Source organism: Achromobacter sp. Marseille-Q0513, from assembly GCF_018195695.1.
GTDB lineage: Bacteria > Pseudomonadota > Gammaproteobacteria > Burkholderiales > Burkholderiaceae_B > Achromobacter.
The window spans coordinates 1-22,407 of record NZ_JAGTJY010000099.1 but is presented as its reverse complement, the minus strand read 5'-3'; the positions used below and the strand labels follow the sequence as shown (position 1 = coordinate 22,407).

21 protein-coding genes and 1 pseudogene are annotated in these 22,407 nt (G+C 62.8%); 8 read left to right on the top strand and 14 right to left on the bottom strand.

Annotated features, from left to right (window positions below):
- Positions 1-82 precede the first annotated feature (82 nt).
- Positions 83-424: pseudogene (locus tag KDH83_RS18995) on the bottom strand (integrase); the annotation flags it as partial.
- Between the two features lie 497 nt (positions 425-921).
- Between KDH83_RS18995 and KDH83_RS18990 the strand changes: the two are divergent.
- Genes KDH83_RS18990 through KDH83_RS18980 form a run of 3 tightly spaced genes read left to right on the top strand, consistent with a single transcriptional unit; the run spans position 922 to position 2,225 of the window.
- Positions 922-1,359 carry a hypothetical protein gene (locus KDH83_RS18990; protein ID WP_212318730.1) on the top strand — a complete coding sequence of 146 codons (438 nt, stop codon included), beginning with the start codon at positions 922-924 and terminating at the stop codon, positions 1,357-1,359.
- Positions 1,356-1,724 (top strand): Imm8 family immunity protein, encoded by a 369-nt coding sequence (locus KDH83_RS18985; protein ID WP_212318727.1) that lies wholly within the window; start codon positions 1,356-1,358, stop codon positions 1,722-1,724. The genes KDH83_RS18990 and KDH83_RS18985 overlap by 4 nt, the downstream gene beginning before the upstream one ends.
- A 36-nt stretch (positions 1,725-1,760) precedes the next feature.
- Positions 1,761-2,225: a hypothetical protein gene (locus KDH83_RS18980; RefSeq protein WP_212318725.1), complete on the top strand. Its 465-nt coding sequence runs from the start codon at positions 1,761-1,763 to the stop codon at positions 2,223-2,225.
- A gap of 33 nt (positions 2,226-2,258) precedes the next feature.
- Here the strand turns inward: KDH83_RS18980 and KDH83_RS18975 are convergent, their stop codons facing one another.
- The 3 genes from KDH83_RS18975 to KDH83_RS18965 form a co-directional block, all read right to left on the bottom strand.
- Positions 2,259-2,636, bottom strand: coding sequence for a hypothetical protein (locus KDH83_RS18975; RefSeq protein ID WP_212318723.1), 378 nt, complete (start codon positions 2,634-2,636; stop codon positions 2,259-2,261).
- 63 nt (positions 2,637-2,699) lie between these two features.
- A complete protein-coding gene (locus tag KDH83_RS18970) occupies positions 2,700-3,071 on the bottom strand; it encodes a hypothetical protein (protein ID WP_212318721.1) in 372 nt (123 codons plus the stop codon).
- Between the two features lie 171 nt (positions 3,072-3,242).
- Entirely contained in the window at positions 3,243-3,860 is a 618-nt protein-coding gene (locus tag KDH83_RS18965; RefSeq protein WP_212318719.1) for a LysE family translocator, read from the bottom strand.
- A gap of 81 nt (positions 3,861-3,941) precedes the next feature.
- Between KDH83_RS18965 and KDH83_RS18960 the strand changes: the two genes are divergently transcribed.
- Positions 3,942-4,394: an Lrp/AsnC family transcriptional regulator gene (locus tag KDH83_RS18960; RefSeq protein ID WP_103274152.1), complete on the top strand. Its 453-nt coding sequence runs from the start codon at positions 3,942-3,944 to the stop codon at positions 4,392-4,394.
- A gap of 156 nt (positions 4,395-4,550) precedes the next feature.
- Positions 4,551-5,069: an O-acetyl-ADP-ribose deacetylase gene (locus tag KDH83_RS18955; RefSeq protein WP_212318717.1), complete on the top strand. Its 519-nt coding sequence runs from the start codon at positions 4,551-4,553 to the stop codon at positions 5,067-5,069.
- A gap of 56 nt (positions 5,070-5,125) precedes the next feature.
- On the opposite strand, the gene KDH83_RS18950 is transcribed toward KDH83_RS18955, so the two are convergent.
- Positions 5,126-5,551 (bottom strand): hypothetical protein, encoded by a 426-nt coding sequence (locus tag KDH83_RS18950; protein WP_212318715.1) that lies wholly within the window; start codon positions 5,549-5,551, stop codon positions 5,126-5,128.
- 191 nt (positions 5,552-5,742) lie between these two features.
- Positions 5,743-6,693, bottom strand: a complete 951-nt coding sequence (locus KDH83_RS18945; protein WP_212318713.1) for a LysR family transcriptional regulator — start codon at positions 6,691-6,693, stop codon at positions 5,743-5,745.
- A 170-nt stretch (positions 6,694-6,863) separates the two neighbouring features.
- Between KDH83_RS18945 and KDH83_RS18940 the strand changes: the two genes are divergently transcribed.
- Together KDH83_RS18940 and KDH83_RS18935 are read left to right on the top strand one after the other, a co-directional pair.
- Entirely contained in the window at positions 6,864-7,781 is a 918-nt protein-coding gene (locus KDH83_RS18940; RefSeq protein WP_212318711.1) for an alpha/beta hydrolase, read from the top strand.
- Between the two features lie 85 nt (positions 7,782-7,866).
- Positions 7,867-8,514, top strand: coding sequence for an SDR family oxidoreductase (locus KDH83_RS18935; protein ID WP_212318709.1), 648 nt, complete (start codon positions 7,867-7,869; stop codon positions 8,512-8,514).
- A gap of 216 nt (positions 8,515-8,730) precedes the next feature.
- Here KDH83_RS18935 and KDH83_RS18930 read toward each other — a convergent pair whose 3' ends face one another.
- The 4 genes from KDH83_RS18930 to KDH83_RS18915 all read right to left on the bottom strand — a co-directional run bounded on the left by KDH83_RS18930 (position 8,731) and on the right by KDH83_RS18915 (position 12,766).
- Entirely contained in the window at positions 8,731-8,901 is a 171-nt protein-coding gene (locus tag KDH83_RS18930) for a hypothetical protein (RefSeq protein ID WP_212318707.1), read from the bottom strand.
- 522 nt (positions 8,902-9,423) lie between these two features.
- Entirely contained in the window at positions 9,424-10,950 is a 1,527-nt protein-coding gene (locus KDH83_RS18925) for a hypothetical protein (RefSeq protein WP_212318704.1), read from the bottom strand.
- A gap of 230 nt (positions 10,951-11,180) precedes the next feature.
- A complete protein-coding gene (locus KDH83_RS18920) occupies positions 11,181-12,107 on the bottom strand; it encodes an alpha/beta hydrolase-fold protein (protein WP_212318703.1) in 927 nt (308 codons plus the stop codon).
- A gap of 35 nt (positions 12,108-12,142) precedes the next feature.
- The gene (locus tag KDH83_RS18915; RefSeq protein ID WP_212318701.1) at positions 12,143-12,766 is read right to left on the bottom strand and encodes a glutathione S-transferase N-terminal domain-containing protein; all 624 of its coding nucleotides are present in this window, start codon (positions 12,764-12,766) and stop codon (positions 12,143-12,145) included.
- A 341-nt stretch (positions 12,767-13,107) separates the two neighbouring features.
- Here KDH83_RS18915 and KDH83_RS18910 point away from each other — a divergent pair, with 341 nt between their 5' ends.
- On the top strand, positions 13,108-13,641 hold the full coding sequence (locus KDH83_RS18910) for a DUF1697 domain-containing protein (protein WP_212318699.1): 534 nt from the start codon (positions 13,108-13,110) through the stop codon (positions 13,639-13,641).
- Between the two features lie 97 nt (positions 13,642-13,738).
- Here KDH83_RS18910 and KDH83_RS18905 read toward each other — a convergent pair whose 3' ends face one another.
- The 4 genes from KDH83_RS18905 to KDH83_RS18890 form a co-directional block, all read right to left on the bottom strand.
- Positions 13,739-16,456: an autotransporter domain-containing protein gene (locus KDH83_RS18905; protein ID WP_249205203.1), complete on the bottom strand. Its 2,718-nt coding sequence runs from the start codon at positions 16,454-16,456 to the stop codon at positions 13,739-13,741.
- A 627-nt stretch (positions 16,457-17,083) separates the two neighbouring features.
- Positions 17,084-18,958 carry a PepSY-associated TM helix domain-containing protein gene (locus tag KDH83_RS18900; RefSeq protein WP_212318695.1) on the bottom strand — a complete coding sequence of 625 codons (1,875 nt, stop codon included), beginning with the start codon at positions 18,956-18,958 and terminating at the stop codon, positions 17,084-17,086.
- 70 nt (positions 18,959-19,028) lie between these two features.
- Complete coding sequence (locus tag KDH83_RS18895) at positions 19,029-21,488, bottom strand: TonB-dependent receptor (RefSeq protein WP_249205202.1); 2,460 nt, start codon at positions 21,486-21,488, stop codon at positions 19,029-19,031.
- Positions 21,489-21,619: 131 nt separating this feature from the next.
- Positions 21,620-22,407: FecR domain-containing protein (locus KDH83_RS18890; protein WP_212318692.1), on the bottom strand; the 788-nt coding region annotated here is incomplete at its 5' end.

The window sequence follows — 22,407 nt, the reverse complement described above, 5'->3', positions numbered from 1 at the left end:
CCAGCTTGGACTTCGGGGTGCGAGGCATACATACTCCTTGGACGTATGTTATGCCTTGAACACGAAATTAATGACAGGCCCCGGACTTCAGGCCCGCAGCCTTGATCCACTTCTGAAGCGTGTCGCGCGTGGTCGCGGTGATCTCGAACTGCACTGGCCGCTGCGTCTTGTGCTGCATGACGACTGTGCGTGAAGCGACCTGATCGCCATGACAAACGTTGCGGACTCTGAGGGAGACAAGATCACATCCGCGTAGCTTGCTGTCAATTCCGAGGTTGAGCAACGCGAGTTATCGCACCCGGCTCTCCATCTGAAGGCGTACGCGCAGCGCCCAGATGTCTTTCGGCTTGAAGGGCGCCTTCCGTCCGACGATCTTGCCCTTGTTCCAGGGATCGCGGTGAACAACCGGGGCAGTGACTTCCATGATGGTTTCCCACCGAGTGAATAGGTCATAAATATGCGCCTTCTCGCTGCCACTGTCCACGAGTGACCACGCTGGCTGCATCAGGTCTTCAGATATGGGTGGCGAGACCGGTTGCTCTTAAGTGTCCGCTCTTCCTGGCAGCCGTCATTCATGGGAAGGCGGCCGACCGGCGGCTCACAGCCTGAAGCCGTCGCCCGGAAATCTGCCATGGCTGGCCGTTCATGGCCGATAACAGACGATAGCGGCGGGGCACTCCGCCCAGTTCAAGATGATGGCCAATCTGGGGGCGGAGAGAGGCTAAAGTGTGGATAGTATCCAGCATCCCTCGTCGTGCTGCGAACAATGGTCATTTCTGGTCTAAGATCCACACCGCCGCATTCTCAAAGCTAGCCTCGGACCACGTATACACGGGCAGAGCCGGAGCCGCCACCGCGCCATAGTCCAACAGCGATCGACCCACACAGGCTCCTCCCCAAGCACAAGCCCCCACCCAGAAGATGACCGCATTCTTCCTCTACTTCGAAACCAAGAACGATTCATCAACCGACTACCCTTCCTTCGCCAACGTCGGCGCCTTCGTCGTCCCCAAGACGATAGATTCCGGAAAAATGCCCATCCTCCTCCACGGCAAGCCCGTCACAGCCCGCATGATTTCCGACGGCAGCAATCACGGCATCGCCGACTACTTCACAGGCAACGACAAGCACCAGATCAAGGACATGCTGTTAGCCTTCATCCATGCCCGAGTACAAAACGACGCGGTGGTCGCGAACCTCATGAAGTTCATCTACAACAACCAGGAAACGCTGACGCTCGATGACGGCGATCCCGTCGATCTCGCCTATGCCGAACTCGAGCAGCGCTTTGACCCGTCGCTGTTCGAGCGCGACCGCCGCGTCCGTGTGGCCTTGCGAGGATTCGGAAGCCAGCAATGAAAAAGCGCGCGGTTCCCCTCGAAATCAAGGACATCGCTTCCTCGAACATCGACGCCTTGCCATTATGGCGGCCAGACAGCCGGGAACAGGTATTCCTGGGCCTGGACCTGGAGATCGGCTTGCGGGGCGAGCGCGCCTCCAATATGTTCCATGTCCGCGTCGCCACGCCCGAGGCCTTGCGGCGGCATGGCAGCGGTTTTTGTATGGTGAAGCACCGCACGCTGGTGATTTCCGATTTCGACTGGAAGCAGCTGACCGCCTTGCTGGACGACATCGTGCGCGATTGCGCGAGAGGCAGCTGGGAAGAATCCTGCGCGGTGCTGCAGCGGTACTTCAACTGGGAGTACGAAGACTATTCCGCGTAAGGCCAGGCTTCAACGACCACCATCCAGAAAAACCAAATGTTGATCGACAGGGAAATCAAGCCGGGCGTCTCGCTGGGCGGCATCAAGCTGGGTGAGAGCGTGGACCTCTACCTGGACAAGCTGTCCACGCATTATCTGGTACGTGATGACAGGGAGACGTCATGGGCGTTTGTGGGCGATGAGCTGATATCCATCGCGTATGACGCGGACAGATTGATTACCACGGTCTGCGCCAATTCCAGGTTCCAGGGCAGCTACGCCGGACTGATCTGGCCCGGCATGACCGTATTGCAGGTGATCCAGAACACCCACGCTCAAACCGAGTATGCCGGGTGCATCGTGATCAACGGCATCGACGGAGTGGGGCTGCCCTTGCCGGCAGAACATGATGATTTCGAGAACCTGGGGCAATCGATTCCTGACGAGACCGTGCTGGAGTACATCTGCGTGTTCCAGGAAACCTGGGGCAAGAGACGGCGCAAAAAGCAGCGCGGGAAGTAGGGCGGGAGGCGGGGGGAGCGCAGACCGTCAGGCTCACGCGCCCGCGCGCCGCGCCAATACGCCGCTTTCGATCAGGCGCGACAGCAAGCGCGCATAACTCGGCTGGGGATCGGCGGCGTTGTCGGCCAGGACCGCCGTCAGGCGGGCGTCGGACGGATCGACGCGCTGGTAATGGCTGTCGCCATCAAACCCTGCCGGCTGGAATGCCGCACATAGATCGACGATGGCCTGGTACTCGGCAAGCCGCAGCCTGTCCAGCTCGCGCGCGGCCATCATGTCGGAGCTCCAGCCCGTTGCCTGATCCGCCGCGGTCAGATAGGCGGCCAGGTCGTAGACCGGCATCCAGGCGGGGCCGATGAGGCCGGCTCCTGTTTGGAATAGATCGGCCAGGGTGATGGGTGCAGGTGGCATGGGCGTTACGCCGTCTGGGCTGGTGGAATGAAAGGCTATGAGGCTCGACAACCGGTTGCGCCGTCAAGCATTCATCTCCTGGAATACCTTCAGTACCAATGCGCCCCATCCCAGGCCGGTTCCACGGTTGTGGTGATTGAAATCCTGGGCGGCGGTCACGTCTTCCCAACGCTCGACTTGAATGCGGTCGGAGCTGGCAATCTCGAATGCGATGAAGCGCTGGTCCTGTGTAACCAGCGTGCCGAACAATTCGGGCATGCCTGGAAAATCGACCTCAAGGTGTACAACAATCGACCGGTTCCAATCGATGCCTTGCGCACTCCCGACAAGCGTGAGCGCTTCAGGGACGCCGTGCTCTTTCCAATAGGCCACTCTCCTGCGAATCGAATGCTCGGATTTGTCGTTCTGCTGTTGGACGTTGCGCTGTAGCGCCATATCTGTCTCAGGTCTGTGTGATAGCGGCGATTGGCTGGCGCCAGTGCTGCGCGAAAAAGCGGGTCCTGAGAGCTCAGGAGCCGAATTGATCTCGGCAAGCGGCGAAACGGAAAGCGTGCCGAGCCATCTGGCCCGCCCCGGCAAGCATACCGGATCGATTCCGCGGATTCCCTACCGATGCGCCAGCGCCATGAACCCCGCCGCCAGCAGAATCATCCCACCAGCCGTCCCATCGATCAAACGCCGCCGCAACTCGCTCAGGCTGCCGCCGCCAAGCCGGCCAAACCCGACGCACACCGCCGAATACACCACCGCGCACCAGAACATGAACGCCGCCGACAGCAGCAGCGCTTGCACGGTGGTATTGCCCTGCTGCCGATCCATGAATTGCGGCAGGATCGCCAGGTAGACCAGCATCCCCTTGGGGTTGAGCAGCGAGGTCAGGAAGCCCTTGTACAGCTGATCCCTGACCCGCTCGCGCGAGGCTTGCAGGCCGCCGGGGCGCATGGCGGCCCGCACCAGCTTGGCGGCCAGGAAGACCAGATAGGTGATGCCGGTCCAGCGGATGATCTCGAACAGCAGCGGCGACGCCGCGACGACGGCGGCCAGTCCCAGCGCCACCAGCAGCGAGTGGACGCAATAGCCCAGGATGATGCCCGCCGTGGCGCGAAACCCCGCCGCGGTGCCGGTGGACACCGCTTGTGAGGCGACGAAAAGAATGTCGGGCCCAGGGGTGCAGACCAGCGGAATGACGGTGGCCGAGAACAGAAGAAGCGTAGAAATATCCATGGCGCAAGCTTATCGGGACTCGCCTGGAAGGTGCTTCCAAGGTCTTGCAGGGAATCCTGTATCTAAGGCAATATTTCTCGCATGGACGATATAGACAGAAAGATTCTTGCGGAGCTGCAGCGTGACGGGCGGCTTTCTCTCACGGACCTGGGCGAGCGGATCGGGTTGAGCCTGTCTCCTTGCCACCGGCGGGTTCGCGCCCTGGAAGAGGCGGGGGTGATCGCGGACTATCGGGCGAACCTGAATCCCTCGGCGGTGGGATTGAATTTTTCCGCCATCGTGTTCGTGACCTTGCGGGTCACGGACCGGGCCGCCGTGCAGGCCTTCGAGGACGCGGTCCCGCAGATTCCGGAAATCATCCAGGCGCAGCGGCTGTTCGGCGATCCGGATTTCCTGCTGCACGTGGTCACGACGGATTTGGCGGCGTATCAGAAGCTGTATGACTACAGCCTGTCGACCTTGCCGAGCGTGCAGCGGCTGACGTCGACCTTGGTGATGAGGAATGTGGTGCAGAATCGGGCCTTGCCAATTTGATCGGGCGTTTTGATCGGGGAATTCGGATCGGGCGTGAATGCTATCCTGCTCGCGTCCGATTCCACCCGACCGTTGTCGCGCGAAAACTCTCGGTGTTGACGCGCAATCGATGCCGTGGTCGCGGCAGCCCCGGTCTCATTTTCAAGTAGCAAGAATATGCCCACCCGCCTGCGAGCCATCCGTTCCGATATCACGAAGCTTCAAGTCGACGCCATCGTCAACGCGGCGAACTCTTCACTGCTGGGCGGCGGCGGCGTCGATGGCGCGATCCATCGCGCCGCGGGGCCAGACCTGGTGCATGAATGCAGGCTGCTGGGTGGCTGCAAAACCGGCGAGGCCAAGGTGACCAAGGCCTATCGTCTGTCCGCGCAGTACATCATTCATACGGTGGGGCCGGTATGGCGGGGCGGTGATAACGGGGAGCCGGGCTTGCTGTCCAGCTGCTATCGCCGGTGCATCGAACTGGCGCAGGACAGGGCGCTTGCCTCGATTGCGTTTCCCAGCATCAGCACGGGCATCTATGGCTATCCCATCGAATTGGCGGCGCAGGAAGCGGTCAAGAGCGTTCGTGCAAGCCTGTCTGCGGAATCGTCGATTCAGGAAGTGGTCTTCTGCTGTTTTTCGCAGGAGGACTTGCTTCAATATGAGCGCGTCCTGAATGGACTGCCTGCCTGATCGTTGCTGGGAAATAGCCGCCGGGCCGCAAGCGGCGGCGTTCAACAAGGCGGCAATCAAACGTCCGTGGCGTATACCCGATCGGATCCTGCCAGGTAGCAGACCGTCGATTCCGGGCAGACAATCTCGCCGGATGCGACGGCTTGATCAAACGCCGCCTTCACGGCTTCGGGCGTCTTGAACCCATATGCAGCCAGATTCGGCATCGCGAACTGCGTGATACGCCCGCGATTGAATCCGTCCGCCTCGCCGTGGTCGCCAAAGTCGAAATCCACGGTGCCTGACGGCAGCCAGACCGCGCACCCGATGCCGTGCTTGTAGTACCGAATGCCGTCCTCGAGCATGCCAGGAAGCGGGAGGTCCATCCCGGCCCAATCCATGGCTGAAGTCGGCATCCTGATGCCGGAGGCTTGCAGCTTCTGGAGGGCCATGTGAACGCTGGCCTGGTAGTCACGGATCAGGCGGTGCAGGTGGGGGTTCATACGCTCATCTTTTGCCGAATAGTCGCTTTCTACCCATTGCCGCCGTCCAAGTTTCGATGATGGATGTCTGCTTTGCCGCACATGCTGCCGCTGCAAGCGACGGTTGCAGCTATCAACCTGCAGCTAGCTTGTTGAAACTAGCTGACCTGCGGGGTCAGCTCCACTTTGACAATGACGAGTGGGAGCGTCGCTCAGCGCACTCGCTGCTTTTTGGAAGGCGGTTGCTGCAGGGGCGCCATGCTCTCGCGCTTCTCGACCAGAAAATCAATCAATGCCCGTACCTTGGCAGGCATTTGCGCCCGGGTCGGGGCATAAATGTAAAAGCCCGCGAAGGGCTTACACCAGGATTGCAGCACACGCACCAGCGCCCCGGAGTCCAGATGCTGCCGCACCGCAATGTCGATGTGCTGCATGAGGCCCGTCCCTTGCAGCGCGGCGCGGATCATCCCATCATCGTCATTGGTAATGATGCGGCCCTGTGGCTCCACCGTGAACGTGTGTCCGCCCGTCTCGGGCGAGGTGAACTCCCAGGCATGGATCGCACCGCTCGTCTGCCTGAAACGCAGGCAGTTGTGCCGGGCTAGATCGGCCGGCGTACCTGGCACCCCATGCTGCTCGAAGTACGCCGGTGTCGCCACCACCGCCATTTCCAGCGCCGGAGTGATCGGCACAGCCACCATATGCTCGGCCAGGCTCTCGCCGATGCGAATGCCTGCATCACAGCCGTCGGCCACGATGTTGGCCAGCGCATCGTCCATGACCAATTCCAGCTGCAGCCTGGGGTAGCGCATGCAGAACTCTCCCAGATGCGGCTCCACCAGAGTCTTGGCTGCCACCCGGGAGGTGTTGACGCGCACCAGGCCCGAAGGTTCGTCACCTGCGTCATGCATGGTGCGCACCGTGCGCTCCACGGCGACCAGGGCCGGATACCACACTTCGTAAAGGCGCTGGCCTTCCTCGGTCAGCGACATGTCACGCGTCGTACGGTACAGCAGCTTGACGTTCAGCCGGCGTTCCAGCGCCTTCACGTTCTGCGACAGGTTGGCTCGGGACACGCCCATTTCCGCTGCGGCCTTGGTAAAGCTGCGGTGGTGGGCCACGTGAGCGAACCATGCCAGGGAGGGAAGCAGCGACGGGTCCATATGTTTTTCATTGTCAATTTCAAAATACAACTGTAGTACGGATTGATGGCTATGACGAATCAAACATCCGGCCTACAGTGCATCCATCGGTGCTTGGCCGCACGCCTGCAGAGGACAGTGACCAGGCCATTTCCACTCAGCGGCCAATCCACGGCAACAAGGAGCCCACCATGCAAAGCGTCAAGATCAAGACCACCTACTGGGACATCGCGGCAGACCTGCATTTCCCGCCCAACTTCGACCAGACCAAGAAGTACCCGGCCATCATCAGCGCCCACCCTATCGGAAGCTGCAAGGAGCAGACCGCCGGAAATGTCTATGGCAAGGCACTGGCAGAAGCCGGGTTTGTTGTCATCGCCTTCGATCGCAGCACGCAAGGCCAGAGCGGTGGCGAGCCCCGCTACATTGAAGACCCGGCCATGGCCGTGGAAGACTTCAGCTGGGTCGCGGACTACCTGGTCACATTGCCATATGTGGATGCCGACCGAATTGGCGTGCTGGGCATCTGCGGCGGCGGGGGCTATGCCATCAATGCAACCATGATCGAGCGCCGCATCAAGGCCCTGGTCAGCATCACCGGGGTCAACTACGGCCGCCTGTGCCGTGAAGGCTTCAGCGGCTTCGACCCGATTGGCCAGATGGAAGCCGTGGCCCAGCAACGCACCGCCGAGGCCAGGGGCGAGGCGCTCAAGGTTGACCTGTTCGTTCCGCCCTCGCTGGATGCCGCCGCCCAGGCGGGCTTCACGGACGTTGATGTGCTCGGCGCCACGGATTACTACCGCAACCGCTGCATCAACGACAACGCCGGCACGCGAGCGCTGTTCTCGCGCCGCGCTGCCTCTGCCGCCTGGGATGCCTTCCATCTGGCCGAGACGCTGCTGACGACGCCGATGATGGTGGTGGTTGGCGACAAGCCGGGCGGCTTTGGCGCCTATCGCGATGGGCTGGAGATTTACGCGCGCGCCGCGTCGAAGGTTAAGGAACTGGTCGTTGTCGAGGGTGCTTCACACTACGAGTTGTACGACCAGCCGGGCCCTGTCGGTCAGGCGTTGGCCAAGCTGATCCCCTTCTATCAGCAAAACCTGTAAGGCCCAGCCCGACGCTTTCTGAAGATGAAACAGCCATCGGCCCTGCCGGGAACGGCAGGGCCGATCTGGTTTGGAGAACTGCATCATGACCAAGGCCAAAACCAAAGTACTGATCCTGGGCGCCAGTGGCCAGATCGCTCGCCATGCCGTGCAGATGCTGGGCGAGCGCCAGGATGTCGAGCAAACCCTGCTCGTGCGCGATCCCAAGAAGCTGACGGGCAACGAACCCTCCAATGCCAGGATCGCCATCGGCGATGTGATGGACAAGAAACTGCTGCCCCAGCTCATGGAAGGGCAGGACGTCGTCTACGCCAATCTGGGGGGCGATGTGGACAAACAGACTGCCCACATCCTTGCGGTGATGAAGTCCAAGGGCGTCAAACGCCTGATCTTCGTGAACTCGCTGGGTATCTACGATGAAGTTCCTGGCAAGTTTGGCGAGTGGAACCGCAAGGAGATCGGCCAGTATCTGCCGCCGTATCGCCAGTCGGCAGATCTGATTGAGGCCTCCGATATCGAATACACCATCCTGCGTGCCGCGTGGCTGCAGGACGAGAATGAGGTGGATTACGAGATCACCGGTCGCGATGAGCCTTTCAGGGGCACCGAAGTCTCGCGCAAGAGCGTAGCGGCGCTGGTGACCAAACTGATTGAGCATCCCGATACCTTGGTAAGGGCCAACGTGGGTGTGAACAAACCCAATACCAACGGCGACAAACCTGCTTTCATGTGACGTAGTCACTTCAAGCCGTCAAGAGTTCTCCTGTCATAGCGAGAAATGGACGGCGGCCAACCCCTTCGAAACGGGCTGCTGGTGGTGCTTCATCGAAGTCCGCGTCTGGCTTTCCGTATGGCGGTCCTTCAGGAGCGGTGCTGCGCGACGGCCGTGATGCTCGCTCCAAGCAGTATGCCGGCCACAGCACCGATAGCAATCAGGCCGAAGTCGCCACTACGGCGCCTTGATCTCCTTCTCTTTTTCCTTATCCTTTTTTGCGCCATCGTAGTGCGACTTGATGGCGAAAAACATGCCCGTGCCCAACACGAGGAGCTTGAATGTACCTAAGACTACAGGGACCCAAAAATTCATCATTACCTCAAAACGCTGCTTCGGCAGCTTCATTTACGACTGGTGGGCCAGGCAAGGAAAAACGAACGATAGCCGTGACGACCACGAAAAGTATCAGCCTGATCCCGACGAGTGTGAGATCACGATGATCGATTTCATCTTGCGCTTTAGGGGGTGAAGAACACCGACGCGCCGCATCCAGGCATACTCAGGGCGGCGTGCGTCATACTCCCCCATGGACCGTCGAATTCTACCGCTAAGCAACATACAAATTGTTGAATGATTCGACTTGTATGTCTTTGGGTTCGCTTTGTATGTCTTTTCTGGCTTTCTCAGGTTGCAAACATGTTTTGGGTGCGACCCTTCGTCGCAGATTCAGGCAATCGGTACCACCAAATCTCTACGTTGATCGTCTCAGCGTCGGAGCACGGTGTCGTTCGGGCAGGCGACCACCTACGTCTACTGCGCGAACTAGCCCAGGAATTATTGATTTTCCGATGCTGGAAAATACTCCTTGGTTGCACACATTGCCCAGTGAGTTCGATGCTGGCAGCTGAGGTCATCGCCGTAGTGTCGCTATATGTCCAAAACCTGAATTAGATCGACTTTCAGCTTGGGACATTTGCTGTGCTGTAGGGAGAATCGAAGGAGTTCGGTTTTTTCCAAAATGGATGCAAGCTTCACAGTCTCGAATGATGTGACTTGCGTAACGCCGCAAACGTAGTTCCTGCCATCAGAAGCCAAGGCCTCATCAAGCACATTGCCTTCAAAATTGGAATCGAATATCAGCGAGAATGGTAGCCCAGTGATTCCTTCGTGTTCTTGAAAAAAACACTGTAGTTCGAGTGCTTTCGGATTTTCGTCAGAATGCTTCGCTTCGATGATAACGAAGAGTTCGACGCCTCGCTGTAGTCCTTTCAGTACCACGTAATCGCATGTTCTAGGGCGAGGATGGGTCATCCTGCTGGTTTCTCCCATCGCGAATTCACTCAGCTCTTTTGCGAGAATTTCGTGGGCCGAATTGACTTCCTCGTTGTAGTTGCCAACTCCCGTGATAAAGCTCGCGATTGCATTTAACTGCAATTCACCCTTGCCCGATTCGTCCAGGAGGTTGGCATGGGCTTGCTCAGACTCAATGCACCAAGCGGATACCTGAGATTGGGCTTGTTCGGGTGAGAGATCAAAGAATTGCATCAACGCGGACGCATAGACCTGCATAAGCATCCCCATTCGGTAGGGAGGCAAAGGCTGGGAAACTGTCTGCTGTGCAACTCGATCCCAGGAGTCAGCGCTGGTCATCCTGAGGGTAAGGTAACTAGCGAAGAAGCAGTACCTTATGGTTTTGCGCTCATTGGCATAAAACTCGCGCCACGAAATACCCAGCGAGTTGTTCGCCTCCACTGGCAACTTGTGGCGCCAATTCCTTACACGGTTGGCATACTCCAGGGTCCATTTTGTAGCGCCACCGTCCGCATCTAGCTCAAGGGCATGGGTTTCTAGGCGGGATAGTTTGGGACGCCGCTTCTGCGGGTCGAAATGCTCGGTCTTCCTGAGAATGCCGAGATGGCCATGTGTTATATGCGCAATCTCATGCCCGAAGATGAAATCCAAGCCGGTTAGTGCAAGAAATCGGGAAAAATACCCTCTGATTGAGCATGTGGGCCGGCAAGGAGAGAAGTTCTCCAGATCTTCTTGAACCGGTATGAAATAAGTTTGTCCTACGTTCGTTTCCAGGCTGGCGTCGCCCACGTTGGGCAGGATGTTCGGATTGCTCATCATTCGGGTGAAGATTGCTGAGACTAGGGCTATGGTTCCGAAATGAACGCCGATGAAGTCAATATCCTCTTTTCCTACGCAGGCAAAGGCGCCAATCCCCGCTTTTTTTACTATTCCGAATTTGAGTCTTCTTCCTGATCCGTCGTAGTGGAGCTCAGTTGCCAGTTTGACGAGATGGTCGAAATGGGAAACTGCGCTTGCGAACAGATGCTTGTAGAAATCCTCTTCTATGGAAGACTCGTCGTATAGACCGCCTTTGTCATCAATGACGATGGCGATATCTTTGGAGACTTCTTCCAGGTCACTTATTCTTGCAGTCATTTTCATGATTCGAGCTCAGCGGGATGCATGTAATCGTCAGCCGGAAAGCCTGGCGCAGCGGTGTAGTCTTATGACGGTTTCAATGATTGGTGCCGCGGCAAGGTCGCGAGCGCTAGCGTCGGTACGTATACCGGGTATATCCGTAGCGGCAACCGCGACCAAAACAGGCGGGATTTGTTCCCTGGTTGGCCGGTTTCATCGATAAATTAGGCAACCTGTCAGCCCTATACGCTATTTCATCTCACGAGCAACAGATACAGCAACCCTTGCATGAACCCCCGTGGCGCTACGGTGAGATGATCCTCGTCGTTCAAGACCGCCGATTTCAGTTTCAAGCCTGGATACTTCCTGCTTGCCAGCGCCGCTTCCAACGCCCGGTTGTCGGCCACCATGTCCACCGTCTGGTTGTAGCGCCGGTCGCCTTTGCGCAAGGCTTCCTGGGCGCCGACATACAGATAGACATTCGCCTTCAAGTCCTGATGCTGCTTGGCGTAGCGCGCTTCGAGCTTCAAGGCGTATCGCTTGTCGTACCAGAGCGACGGGCTACCAAGGATGTAGCTGCTGAACATGTCAGGCTCGGTGAAAAGGATCTGCGTGCCCAGCAGTGCGCCGTAGGAATGACCCAGAAAGATCGCTTTCGCAGGGTCGGCCCGATAGCGAGCGGTGATGAAGGGCTTTACCTGGTCGCGCAGATACTGCTGATAGGCCTGCGCCTGGCCATGGATCGAAGTGGGCGGCGCGGTGCTTGGGCCGTTGGGTGTCGGCGTGTAATCACGTTGGCGGCTGACACTGCCTTCCTCGCCTTTCGCATAGGACAGGCCGACGAGTATGAATTCCTCGATCTTGGGACCTTCAACATTCAGGCGGCGCCCCAGTTGGCGGATGATCGGGAAGGCGTAATCGGCGTCGGTCACATACAGCACCGGGTAGCGTCGCTGTGGCTGCTTGGCATAGGAGGGCGGCAAGGCGACGAAGACCTGGTAGCCGCGCTTGGAAACGGGATCGGGCACGTCCCATACTTCGCTGTCGGCGATCTCGTAAGGATGGCCGTCGCCTGCCTGTACCTTGGGCGTCGATGGAGCCTGGGCGTGAAGCGGGGCGACAAAGGCGCCGAGGCCGGTCATCAGTGTGGCCAACAGGGCGTATGAAAAACGTCGATGCATGGGAATGCTTCGTCGATGGCGGAAAGTGCGGAACCTCAACCCTGCGCCTCCTTCACCGCCCGCCGCACCGCCTCCCGCTGACCGACCCGTTCCAGATACGCCGTCAGCTTCGGAAACCGCGTCATGTCCACGCCATCCCCCTCCAGCCAGCTGCCGACGGTATACAGATAGCCATCCACGACGGTGTACCGTTCCCCCGCGACCCAGGGTCCGACGATCTGCGCTTCCAGATAGGCCGCGCAAACCGTCATGGTCTGCGGCACCTTGGCGCGCATGGCTTCATGGGCGGCGGGATCGTCGGCCCAGCGGGCGCCGCGGCGCTTGTGGGCGTGGGCGACGTGGGCGGTCGAGGCCAGGTAGCTGGCCAGTTCCTGCATGCGCGCGAAGGCGAAGGGATCGTCCAGCGGCGCGAGTCCGGCCGCCGGAAAGCTCTGCGCCACGAAGGCCAGCAGGGCGGGGGTCTCGGTCAGCACGCCCTGGGGCGTGGCCAGCGCGGGCACGCGGCCCTTGGGGTTCACGCGCAGGTAGTCCGGGCCTTGCTGCTGCCCGGCGGCGATGTCCAGCTTGACCAGGTCGAACTCGGCGCCGGCTTCGTGCAAGGCGATGTGGGTGGCCAGGGCGCAAGTGCCGGGAGCGGTGTAGAAGGTCCAGCGTGACATCGGCGTTTTCCTTTTGAGTGGAGCGGCTTGAGGGGTGTCGGTCAGCCGCCTAGGATAATGCGGACAGGGCCGTGGAGAAAGGTGTCGGGGCCTGAATGTCCTGGCGCGGTCGCTTGCTTGCGTTTTGCTGAAGATGGTTGGATGCGCCGCTGCCGCTTGTGGAGGCCGCTCGCTTGCGAGAGAATCCGCGCAGCGTTCCTGGGGGCGAAGTCCGCTCCGCCAGCTTGCGAGGCGACCTATGAAGCGATTCATAGCGACCCGTCAATCAAAGCCGACCAGGCTGTCATCAACCGGCCCGCCAATTCGCCCGCCAACATTCACCAGGCTCAGACAACACCACCATGAAAACAACCATCATCCTGCTGCGCGGCGTGATGCCCACGGGCAAGAACAAGGTGCTGATGGCGCCGCTGCGCGCCGCGCTGGAAGAGGCAGGGCTGAGTCAGGTCCGGACGTACATACAGAGCGGCAACGTGGTCGTGTCGACGCGGCTGGGCCTGCCCGCCGTGGAGCGGCTGGTGCACGAGACGATCAAGGAGCAACTGGGCGCGGAGCTGAAGGTGCTGGCCCGGCATGTGCCGTATTTCGAGGAAGTGCTGGCGCGCAATCCGTTCAAGGACGAGGATCCGGCCAAGCTGTATTTCACGCTGCTGGCGTCCTTGCCCGAAGCGGCGACGCTGGCCGCGTTCCAGGCGCTGGACCATGCGCCGGATCAGGTGCGGGTGGTGGGCGACATGGCCTATGTGCGTTGCCATACCAAGTACAGCGACGTGAAGGCCAACAACAATTTCATCGAGAAAAAGCTGAAGCTGGCCGCGACAACGCGCAACTTCAATACGATCAGCAAGCTGGTGGCGCTGGGCAACGAGGGGTGATGGGCAGGCAGGGGCCTGCCCGCGCCCTGCAAGCGCCCGCGCTGAAACGACAAGGGGCGCCGCGATCGCGGCGCCCCTTGTGCTGGCTACGCCTGCTTTAGAAGCGCACGGCCAGCTTCAGCTGACCGGACTGCTGCCGGTTGCCGCCGCCGAACTGCGCGTCGTAGCCGACGCCCACCGTGGTGTTGCGCGCGACCGCCATCTCGGCGCCCAGGCCCAGCACCGCCGCGTTGCGCGCGATGGGTACGCCCGTCACCGAGAAGTTGCTGCCGCCGTCCAGCGCCAGTTCCTGGCGCGGCTTCAGGTCGCCCGAGGCATGACGCCAGCCCACCGACGCGGTCAGGCGATTGGTGCGCTCGGCGCCGAACTCCCATGCGCCGCGCAGGCCCAGCGTGCTGCTGGCGACGTTATTGGTGCTGGCCGATCCGCTCAGCGCGGCGCTGCCGCCCGACTCCTTGAAGCCGCGCGTGCGCAGCTGGTTCCAGGCCAGGCCGGCGTAGGGTTCGATGCTGTAGGCATCGCCCAGCGGCAGCTTGTAGCCGAGTTCGGTGTAGAGCTGCGTCGACGTGGCGCGATAGGACGACTTGAGTTGCTGGTTCAGCGTGCCGGCCGCGACATCGCGCTTGGCGTCGATGTTGTGCCAGGTGTAGGCCGCGCCGGCCATGAAGCGCAGCTGGCCCGGGCCGGCGGCGAAGTTGCGGCCGCCGAAGACGGTCGCGGTGTAGCTGTCGACCTTGGTGCGCGACGCGCTGTCGGAGATCGTGTTGCGGCTGTCCAGATAGCCCACCGCGCCACCCACGCGCCAGCCCTTGCCGGCTTCGGTGTCGCCGCCGACGAAGAGTCCGCCCGAGGATTGGCTCACGCTGGCCGCGTTGCCGTCGCCCTTGAACTTGCTCCAGTTGCCGACGACCTGTGTCCAGACCGGATAGGCGCCGCTTTGCGGCAGGGCGTCGGAAGAGGGCGCGCCGCCGGCCTGAGCCGTCGGGCGTCCGGCGCGCATGGGCGCGTCCAGGTTGCCGCGCAGGCGGTCCAGCGACAGCGTGCGCACGGTGTCGCCCTGGCTCAGCAGCACACTGGCGTTGCTGGCGTAGGCTTCGCCGGACAGCTGTTTCAGGGCCGAGCGCGCCTGATCCTGGGTCATGGTCAGGACCGCTTGCGTGACCTGGCTGGCGCCGCTGCTCTGGTTCGGCGTGTTGCCGCTGCCGCCACCGTTGCCGATGCCGACGCCGGACAGGCCGTTGCCGGCGGACGACGAGCCGCTGCCGGTCGCGGGCGGATCCTGCTTGTCCAGCGCGCCGCCGACGCTGCTCTCGTTGCCGGTGCCGCCGATGCTGCCGATCGGCACGTCGTTGCGCGTCAGCGTCATGTAGACGTTCTTCGGGTCGTAGCTGAGCGTGGGGGTCAGGAAGGCGTAGCTGCTGGACGCGCCGGTGAAGCGGCCCTGCACGCCGCCGTCGGCCGTCAGGATGTTGTAGGTGGTGCGCGGCGCGTAGTTGCCGTTGGGGCCGATGTGTTCCACGGTGCCGTCGAGCGTGGCCACGCCGGTGACGTGGATGCGGTCGCTCGCGGTGCTGGCGGGGTCGGCATGCACGCGGTAGATGGTGTTCTGGCCGAAGGTCAGGTTGCCGTTGATCGTGAGCGTGCCGATGGGCGAACCGTCGTTGCCCGGCGCGATGACGGCGGTGGGGTAGAGCGTGGTGGTGCCCAGCTGGCCGACGCCGGCCAGCACGACTTCGCGGCCGATGTCGACGGGGCCGTTGAGCTTGCCGTCGATCTCCAGCGCGCCGTCGGCGATCAGGATGGGGCCGGACAGGCCGCTGCTGTCGGCGGTCAGGATCACCGAGCCCGGGCCGGTCTTGACGAAGCCCTGCGTGCCTTGCAGCGGGTTGGCGATGGTGTCGACGTATTGGGCCGAGGCATAGGTGCCGTCGCCGACCACGATGACCGGCTGGTTGCCGCCATTGCCGACCAGGGTAATGGGCGCGCCTTGCAGGCGATACCGGTCGCTGGCGAACTGGATGCCGGACACGCGCACCGGGCCGGCGCCGCCGTCGACCGTGACCGTGCCGGCCGCGCCGGTGAAGATGGCGTAGCCGCCGTCGGGCAGGGCGCCCGTGGCGTTGCTGGGGCTGTTCCAGTTGCCGCTGCTTGCGGTCCAGGTGCCGTCGCCGCCGCCGGCGCGGGTCGCGGACGCCGCGCCGTTGCCATTCCACAGGTTGGTGGTGCTGGGACCCAGGATCAGGTTGATGTGCTTGTCGCCGGTCAGCGTCTGGATGTTGGCGGCGGGCACGGAGTCGCCAGTGACCGAGCCCAGGGTCAGGCCGTTGCCGCTCAGGTTGCCGGTGTACGACAGGATGCGGTAGTAGCCGGCGTTGACGCCCAGCGTGTTCACCGAGACGTTCAGCGTGGTGTTGTTCAGGGCCACGTCGCCGCGCACGGTGATGTTGTCGCCGGTGCCGGGTTGCGTGATGGGCAGGCCGGCGTAGCCGGTCTCGAAGTCGTACACGGCGTTGTTCATCGACAGGTTGCCGTTGACGATGAGGTTGCCGTTGGAGACGCCGGTGGGGGTGCCGACGGGATAGCCCGGCGCGACGCGCGAGTTGCCCGAGACGTTGAGGTTGCCGTTGATCGCGCCGAAGCCCGAGACGGTGGAGTTCGCGGTCGCATTGACGTTGCCGCCGAGCGTGACGCCCGCGCCGCCGCCGTTGCCGCCGATCACCAGCGTGCCGCCGTTGACGTCGACGCCGCCGGGGAAGCTGGCCGAGCCGTCGAATACCTGCGTATTGCCTGGCGCAATCGTCAGGTCGGCGGCCATGACGCCCGCGCAATAGGTCGCGCTAAGCGCGACCGTCGTTGTCAGCCATTTTTTCTTGCCATAGATCAAAACGTGAGTCCTTTTGGGTCGATTAATAACCGTGTGTCCGATCGCGGTTGAATCGCCTTGAAAGTGCTGCCAGGTGGGCGATGCAGGTGGCGCTAACGGAGCGGGCTATCGAAAAAAGGACGCAATTTAAACCAGTTTTTTTGCAGAACAAAGAATAAAAAAATGGATACCGGCCGAGGTGTGGTAAATAATAAAACGGATACCATCCACTGAGTTTAAAAATCATTCCATGGATACCGGCCATATAACAAAAGTGGCGAAAGCTGACAGGTTTTGCACTATTGAAATAGGATTATTGCATGTTGTTTCTGCGCCGTGCCGGAGGCGGCTTTGAGTGGCGGGAACCTGGGTTGGATGGTCTTGCTGGGTATCGGTTTTATTATTATTGATGATAATCAGAAGGGCGAACTTATAATAATTCTTGGAAGATTGGAATTCTGCCTGGAATAAATGTTCGCGTATATTCAATTCCGATTACCCGACATGGGCCGGAAATCAGTATATGCATAGGCCCATCGCGCGGATTCCCTGCCCAGGCCAGCCCCGCATCGGGTTTGGCTACGGCCGCAAGCACAGCAGCAGCGCGCCCGACAGCGCGCCCGCCATTGCCAGCCAGGCCCAGGCCCGCCGCGCGCTGCGGGCGGCGAACACGCCGATCGCGATGCCGGCGTACAGCACGAAGCTCAGTAGCGAACCCGTCAGCACGCCGGCCGCTGGCGCCGCGCCGGCCAGGGCCGGGAAGGCCAGCGCCAGCGCCGACATCGCCAGGGCGGACACCAGATAGCCGCCGCCCGACGCCGCCAGCACGCGGCTGGCGACCTGCCAGCGATGGGCGGCGTCCTTGTTGTCGGGGCGGGGCTTGCCGGCTTGCCGCGTGCTGGCGGCGTCGGGCGCGTCCGCCCAGTGCCGCCGCAGCGCACGGGCCATGTAGAGCAGGAGCAGGCCGAAGGCGAGGGCGGTGATTTCCACCGCAGCCTGCAAATGCTGGCCATTCACGGCATACCGCCACAGATGCTGCCCCGTGGTCGCCCAGTTCAGGAGCGGCAGGCCCAGGCACAGCAGGGCCGTCGTCGTCAGTTGCTCGATCCAGGCGCGGCGCGGTGCGCGGCAGAGCGCGTGCGCCAGCGTGGCGCCCCAGACGGCGAGGAAGATCCGGATTTCCCACGCGCTGCGGTCCGCCAGGGACAGGGGCAGCAGCCGGTTGCCGTAGAAATAGGCGATGCTGGCCAGCGCGATGCCGGCCAGCGCGGCCACGTTGAAGGCCTCGACCCAGCGGTAGACCCGCGCCGTGGCCGTGCCGAATTCATGTTCGCTCTTCTTGCGGCGCTTGATGGCGTACAGCAGCGTGCCGGTGGCGATCATGGCGGTGCCCATCAGACCGCTCAGGAAGTACAGCCACTTGATCTTCCATCCGCCAAAGCTGGCCTTGTGCAGGGTTTCTATGGTTTCGTGGACGTGCTTGGCGGCCACGCCTTCGTGATGGGCGGGCAGCAGTTGCAGGACCGCGCCGCCCTGGGCGTCGAATGTGACCTGGCTGGCATCGGTCAGCAGGCGCGGCGCGTCGCTGGCCAGGGGCTTGCGGCCGACGATGCGCACGATGCTGCGCGCATCGCCCGGATGTTCGATCGTGATCAGCGCCGCATCCTGGCCGGTCAGCGCGCGGGCCTGCAGCAGCAGGGGATGCAGGTCCGGCGGTCCGGCCTGGCCGGGCGTTGCGATGCGGGGCCCGGCCGGCGCGGGCGCCAGCTCCGCCTGATAGCGCCGGTACGCGCCGGGGTCGCCGCCATAGGCCGCGTGCAGCGGCCAAGGCATATAGCTGCTGTAGAAGAAGGCCAGCCCCGTGTAGCCGATCATGAATAGAAACGGCAGGCCCAGCACGGCGGTGGCGTTGTGCGCGTCCAGCCAGCTGCGCTGGCCCTTGCCGGGCCGGAAGGTGAAGAAGTCCTTGAAGATGCGCTTGTGCACCACCACGCCGGAGATCAGCGCCACCAGCATGCACATCGATATCCAGCCCACCAGCCAATAGCCCGGCAGGCCGCCGTGCAAGGTGTAGTGGAAGGACATGAAGTGGCGGCCGCCTTCGGTCTGGCGGATCCGTGGCGGAGGCTGGATGTCGCCTCTGGCCGGGTCCAGCCAGAGTTCCTGTTGCGCGCCGTCGTCCGCGCGCCAGGACAGTTGCGCGGGCCAGCCGGGTCGCGCGGGCGGCGCTATGTTCCAGGCGGCGGCGCCGGCCGCGCGGGACGACAGCTCTTGCGTCGCGCGCGCGAGCCAGCGCGCGGGGTCCGGCTGCTCGCCGGACGCGGCGTCCGTCACGGGCGTCGCTTCCATCCAGCGCGTGATGGGTTCGCGAAAGACGCTGAGCGTGCCGGTCAGGAAAATCGCGCACAGCAGCCAGCCGCAGCTCAGGCCGCACCAGGTGTGCAGCCAGGACATGCTCTGCCGAAAGCCCGGCTTCACGCCATCCCCCGCGAGCGGCCCCGGGGAACGGCGGCGGCGCGTCCGCTCACAGCGTGCCGCGCAGCGTCAGCATCACGTTGCGCGGTTCGCCGTAGTGGTTGCCTCGGCGGATCTGGCTCACCATGCTGTAGTAGTGCTTGTCGAACACGTTGGCCACGTTCAGCGCCAGGCTCCAGTGCTTGTCGATGCGATAGCCCGCGCGCAGGTCCCACACCGCGCGTCCGGGCGCGCCCATGCGCACGGACGTGTCGTCATAGGCCGGGTACGAGTAGCCGCTCTGCGCCGACACGCCGCCGCCGATCGAGAAGGCGTTCCAGCGGCCGGGCAGCTGGTAGTTGGTGGACAGGCGGAACAGATGGCGCGGCGTCTCGGCGCTGATCGTCTCGCCCTCGTCGTCGCGGCTGGTGACGAAAGTGTAGCCGGCCATCAGCTGCCAGCCGGGCGCCAGTTCGCCGCTGGCCTCCAGCTCGAAGCCCTTGCTGCGCAGCGTGCTGCCATTGCGGTAGCACAGGGTGGAGGCCAGCGAGCCCGGGCAATTGCCCGCGCTGGCCCGGTCTTCCACGGCCATGCCGGATTTCTTGACCGCGAACACGGCCGCGGACAGGTTCAGGCGGCCGCCGTACAGTTCGCCCTTGACGCCCGCCTCGTAGTTGGCGCCGATGGATGGATCCAGCGGCTTGCCCGAGGATGTCACGTAGGTGCTTTGCGGCTGGTAGGTGTCGGCGTAGCTGGTGTAGACCGACCATTGATCGTTCAGGTCATAGACCAGGCCGGCATAGGGCGTGAATTCGTGCTTCTGTTCGTAGTCGCGGGTTTTCTTGCCGGTCAGGCCGTCGTCGGAGCGGTATTTCAGCCAGCTGAACTTGCCGCCCAGCAGCAAGTGCAGCGGGTCGGCCAGTTGCAGCCGCGTGCTGCCGTACAGGCTGGTCTGCTCCATGCGCGAGGCTTCCTTCGAGTCCCAGTCCGGACGGGTCGGCCTGGGAATGGAGGCGTGATCGGGGTTGTAGATGTCGATCGCGGTGTCGGCGTCCAGGCTCACCGACTTCTGGTGGATGCGCTGGCGCGACCAGCTGGCGCCCAGCAGTACCTGATGCGTGCCGCCCAGCGCCTGGAAGCTGCCCGTGGTGTTCAGGTCCAGGCCGTCGCTTTTCACGTGCGCGTTGTTGAAGTAGAGGGTGGAAAAGCTTGAACCCTTGCCCGTGGCCCGGTCCACGCCGCCCGCCGGGATGGCCACGCGCTGGTCCAGGTCGACCTCGGTGTGGTTGAGCGACAGGCGCGCCTTCCAGTCCTTGCTGAAGCGGTGCTCGGCCTCGGCGAAGACTTCGTTCACCTGGCCCTTCTGGCGGTTCCAGTCCTGGATCAGCGAGGTCGAGCGCGACACGTCCAGCGCGCCGCCGTCCTTGTAGCGCGGCAGGCCGAAGAGCCAATAGCCGTCGGTGTTGGTGGCCTGGTGGCGCGCGCCGAGGGTCAGCGTCGTGTCCTGGCCCAGGTCGGCGTCGATCACGCCGTAGAACAGCGGCGTCTTCGACTTCGTGCCGCTGTAGAAATAGTGGCGGTCCTGGTAGGCGGTGACCAGGCGGCCGCGCACGGTGCCGGCGGCGTTGATCGGGCCGCCCGCGTCGATTTCCGTGCGGTAGTTTTCCCAGGAGCCCACCGTGGTGGCGAACTCCAGATGCCCTTCGCCGCGCGGACGCTTGCGCACCATGTTGATCGCGCCGCTGGGATCGGCCGAGCCCAGCATCATGCCGCCGGCGCCACGCAGCACCTCCACCCGGTCGAAGACCGCCGTGTCGATCGGCAGCCAGCCCACCGGGGCGTAGACGATGCCGGCCACGCCGTCGACCAGGTAGTTGTTGTCGTCGACGGTGAAGCCTCGGATCGAGAACTTGTGGTTGCCGAAGTTGCGCGCCGTCTTGGTCACGCCGGTGGTCTGCGCCAGCGCTTCTTCCAGCGTGGTCAGGTTGCGGTCGTCCAGCTGCTGGCGCGTGATCACGCTGACCGATTGCGGCGTTTCGCGGATCGACTGCGTCATCTTGCTCATGGTCAGCGCGCCGCTGGTGTACGAGCCGGTCTGCTCGGTGGTCGGGTCGCGCAGGGAGCCGCCGCTGACGGTCACGGCCTGCAGGGTCACGGCGTCGGCGCCGGACGGCTGTCCGACGGACGTCAGGGTGAACACGTCGGGCCGGGCGCCGTTCACGCGCACCTTGGTGCCGCTCAGCAGCCGGTCCAGCGCTTCGCGCGGCGTGTAGCGGCCGTTGACGGCCGGCGCCTGCTGGCCCGAGACGGCTGCCTCGTCAAACAGCACCTGATGACGGGACTGCTCCGAGAACAAGCGCAAGGCGCGGTCCAGCGGCTGCGCCGGAATGCTGAAATCCATCTGCGCGGCCTGCTGCTGCGCCTGCGCCGCCGGCGTCGCCAGGGCGGTCAGCGCCCCTGCCACCAGCACCGGCAGGGCCTTGGCCCGCATGCCCGTGCTCAACGCGCCGTTGATCAACGCGCCTTTCAAGCTTCCCCGTCCCATTCCCGCTCCATCTTGGTTGACCGAATTGACCGCTACCGGCCTTGCAGGGGTAAACGGATTCCGGGGCAGGATTGGGAACCCGCGTTTGGAAAAAATCTTGGCTGAGGCCCGGGCCTTCAGCGAGCCAGGATCAGATAGCCGCCGTCGGCGGTGCGCTTGACCTGCACGGGCAGCAGATCGGGCAGGGCTTCCAGGAAGGCGGCCGGCGCGTTCGTGGCCGCGAAACCGGAAACCGGCAGGGACTTCAGGCCCGGGCTGGCCAGCGACACGGGCTTGCCGACGTACTGCGCGACCTCCTGCACCACTTCTCCCAGCGGCGTGCGCCGGTAGACCAGCCGTCCGTTGCGCCAGCCGCCCACGCTTTCCGGCAACGCCGCCACGGGACGGTAGCTGGGTTTGCGCGTATCGACGGCCAGGCCTTCTTCCGCGTTGAGCGTCAGCTCGGCGCCGGCCTTGTCGCGGTCGGGCTGCACCCGCACGCGGCCGTGCAAGACCTTGACGATGACTTCATCCGGCGCGTTGCGCACGTTGAAGGCCGTGCCGACCACGGTGACGCGGCTCTGGCGCGCATCCACGGTAAAGGGGCGGCGCGCGTCCGGCGCCACATCGAAGTAGCCTTCGCCCTGGTTCAACACCAGCTCGCGGCGGCGCGGGTAGTAGCGCACCTGGAGCGTGCTGTTGAAATTCAGCGCGACATGGGAACCGTCGGGCAGATCCAGCTGACGTGTTTCGCCGGCGGTGGTGGCCACGTTCAGCGTATAGCCGGGGGTGTTGTCCCAGCGATACCAGCCGTAGCCGCCGCCCAGCATGACGGTGGCACAGACGGCGGCAAAGGCCTTGGAGAAAACCGGCTGGCCCAGCAGCGCCTGCCAGAAGCGGGGCCGGGTGGGCGCGGGGCGGGATG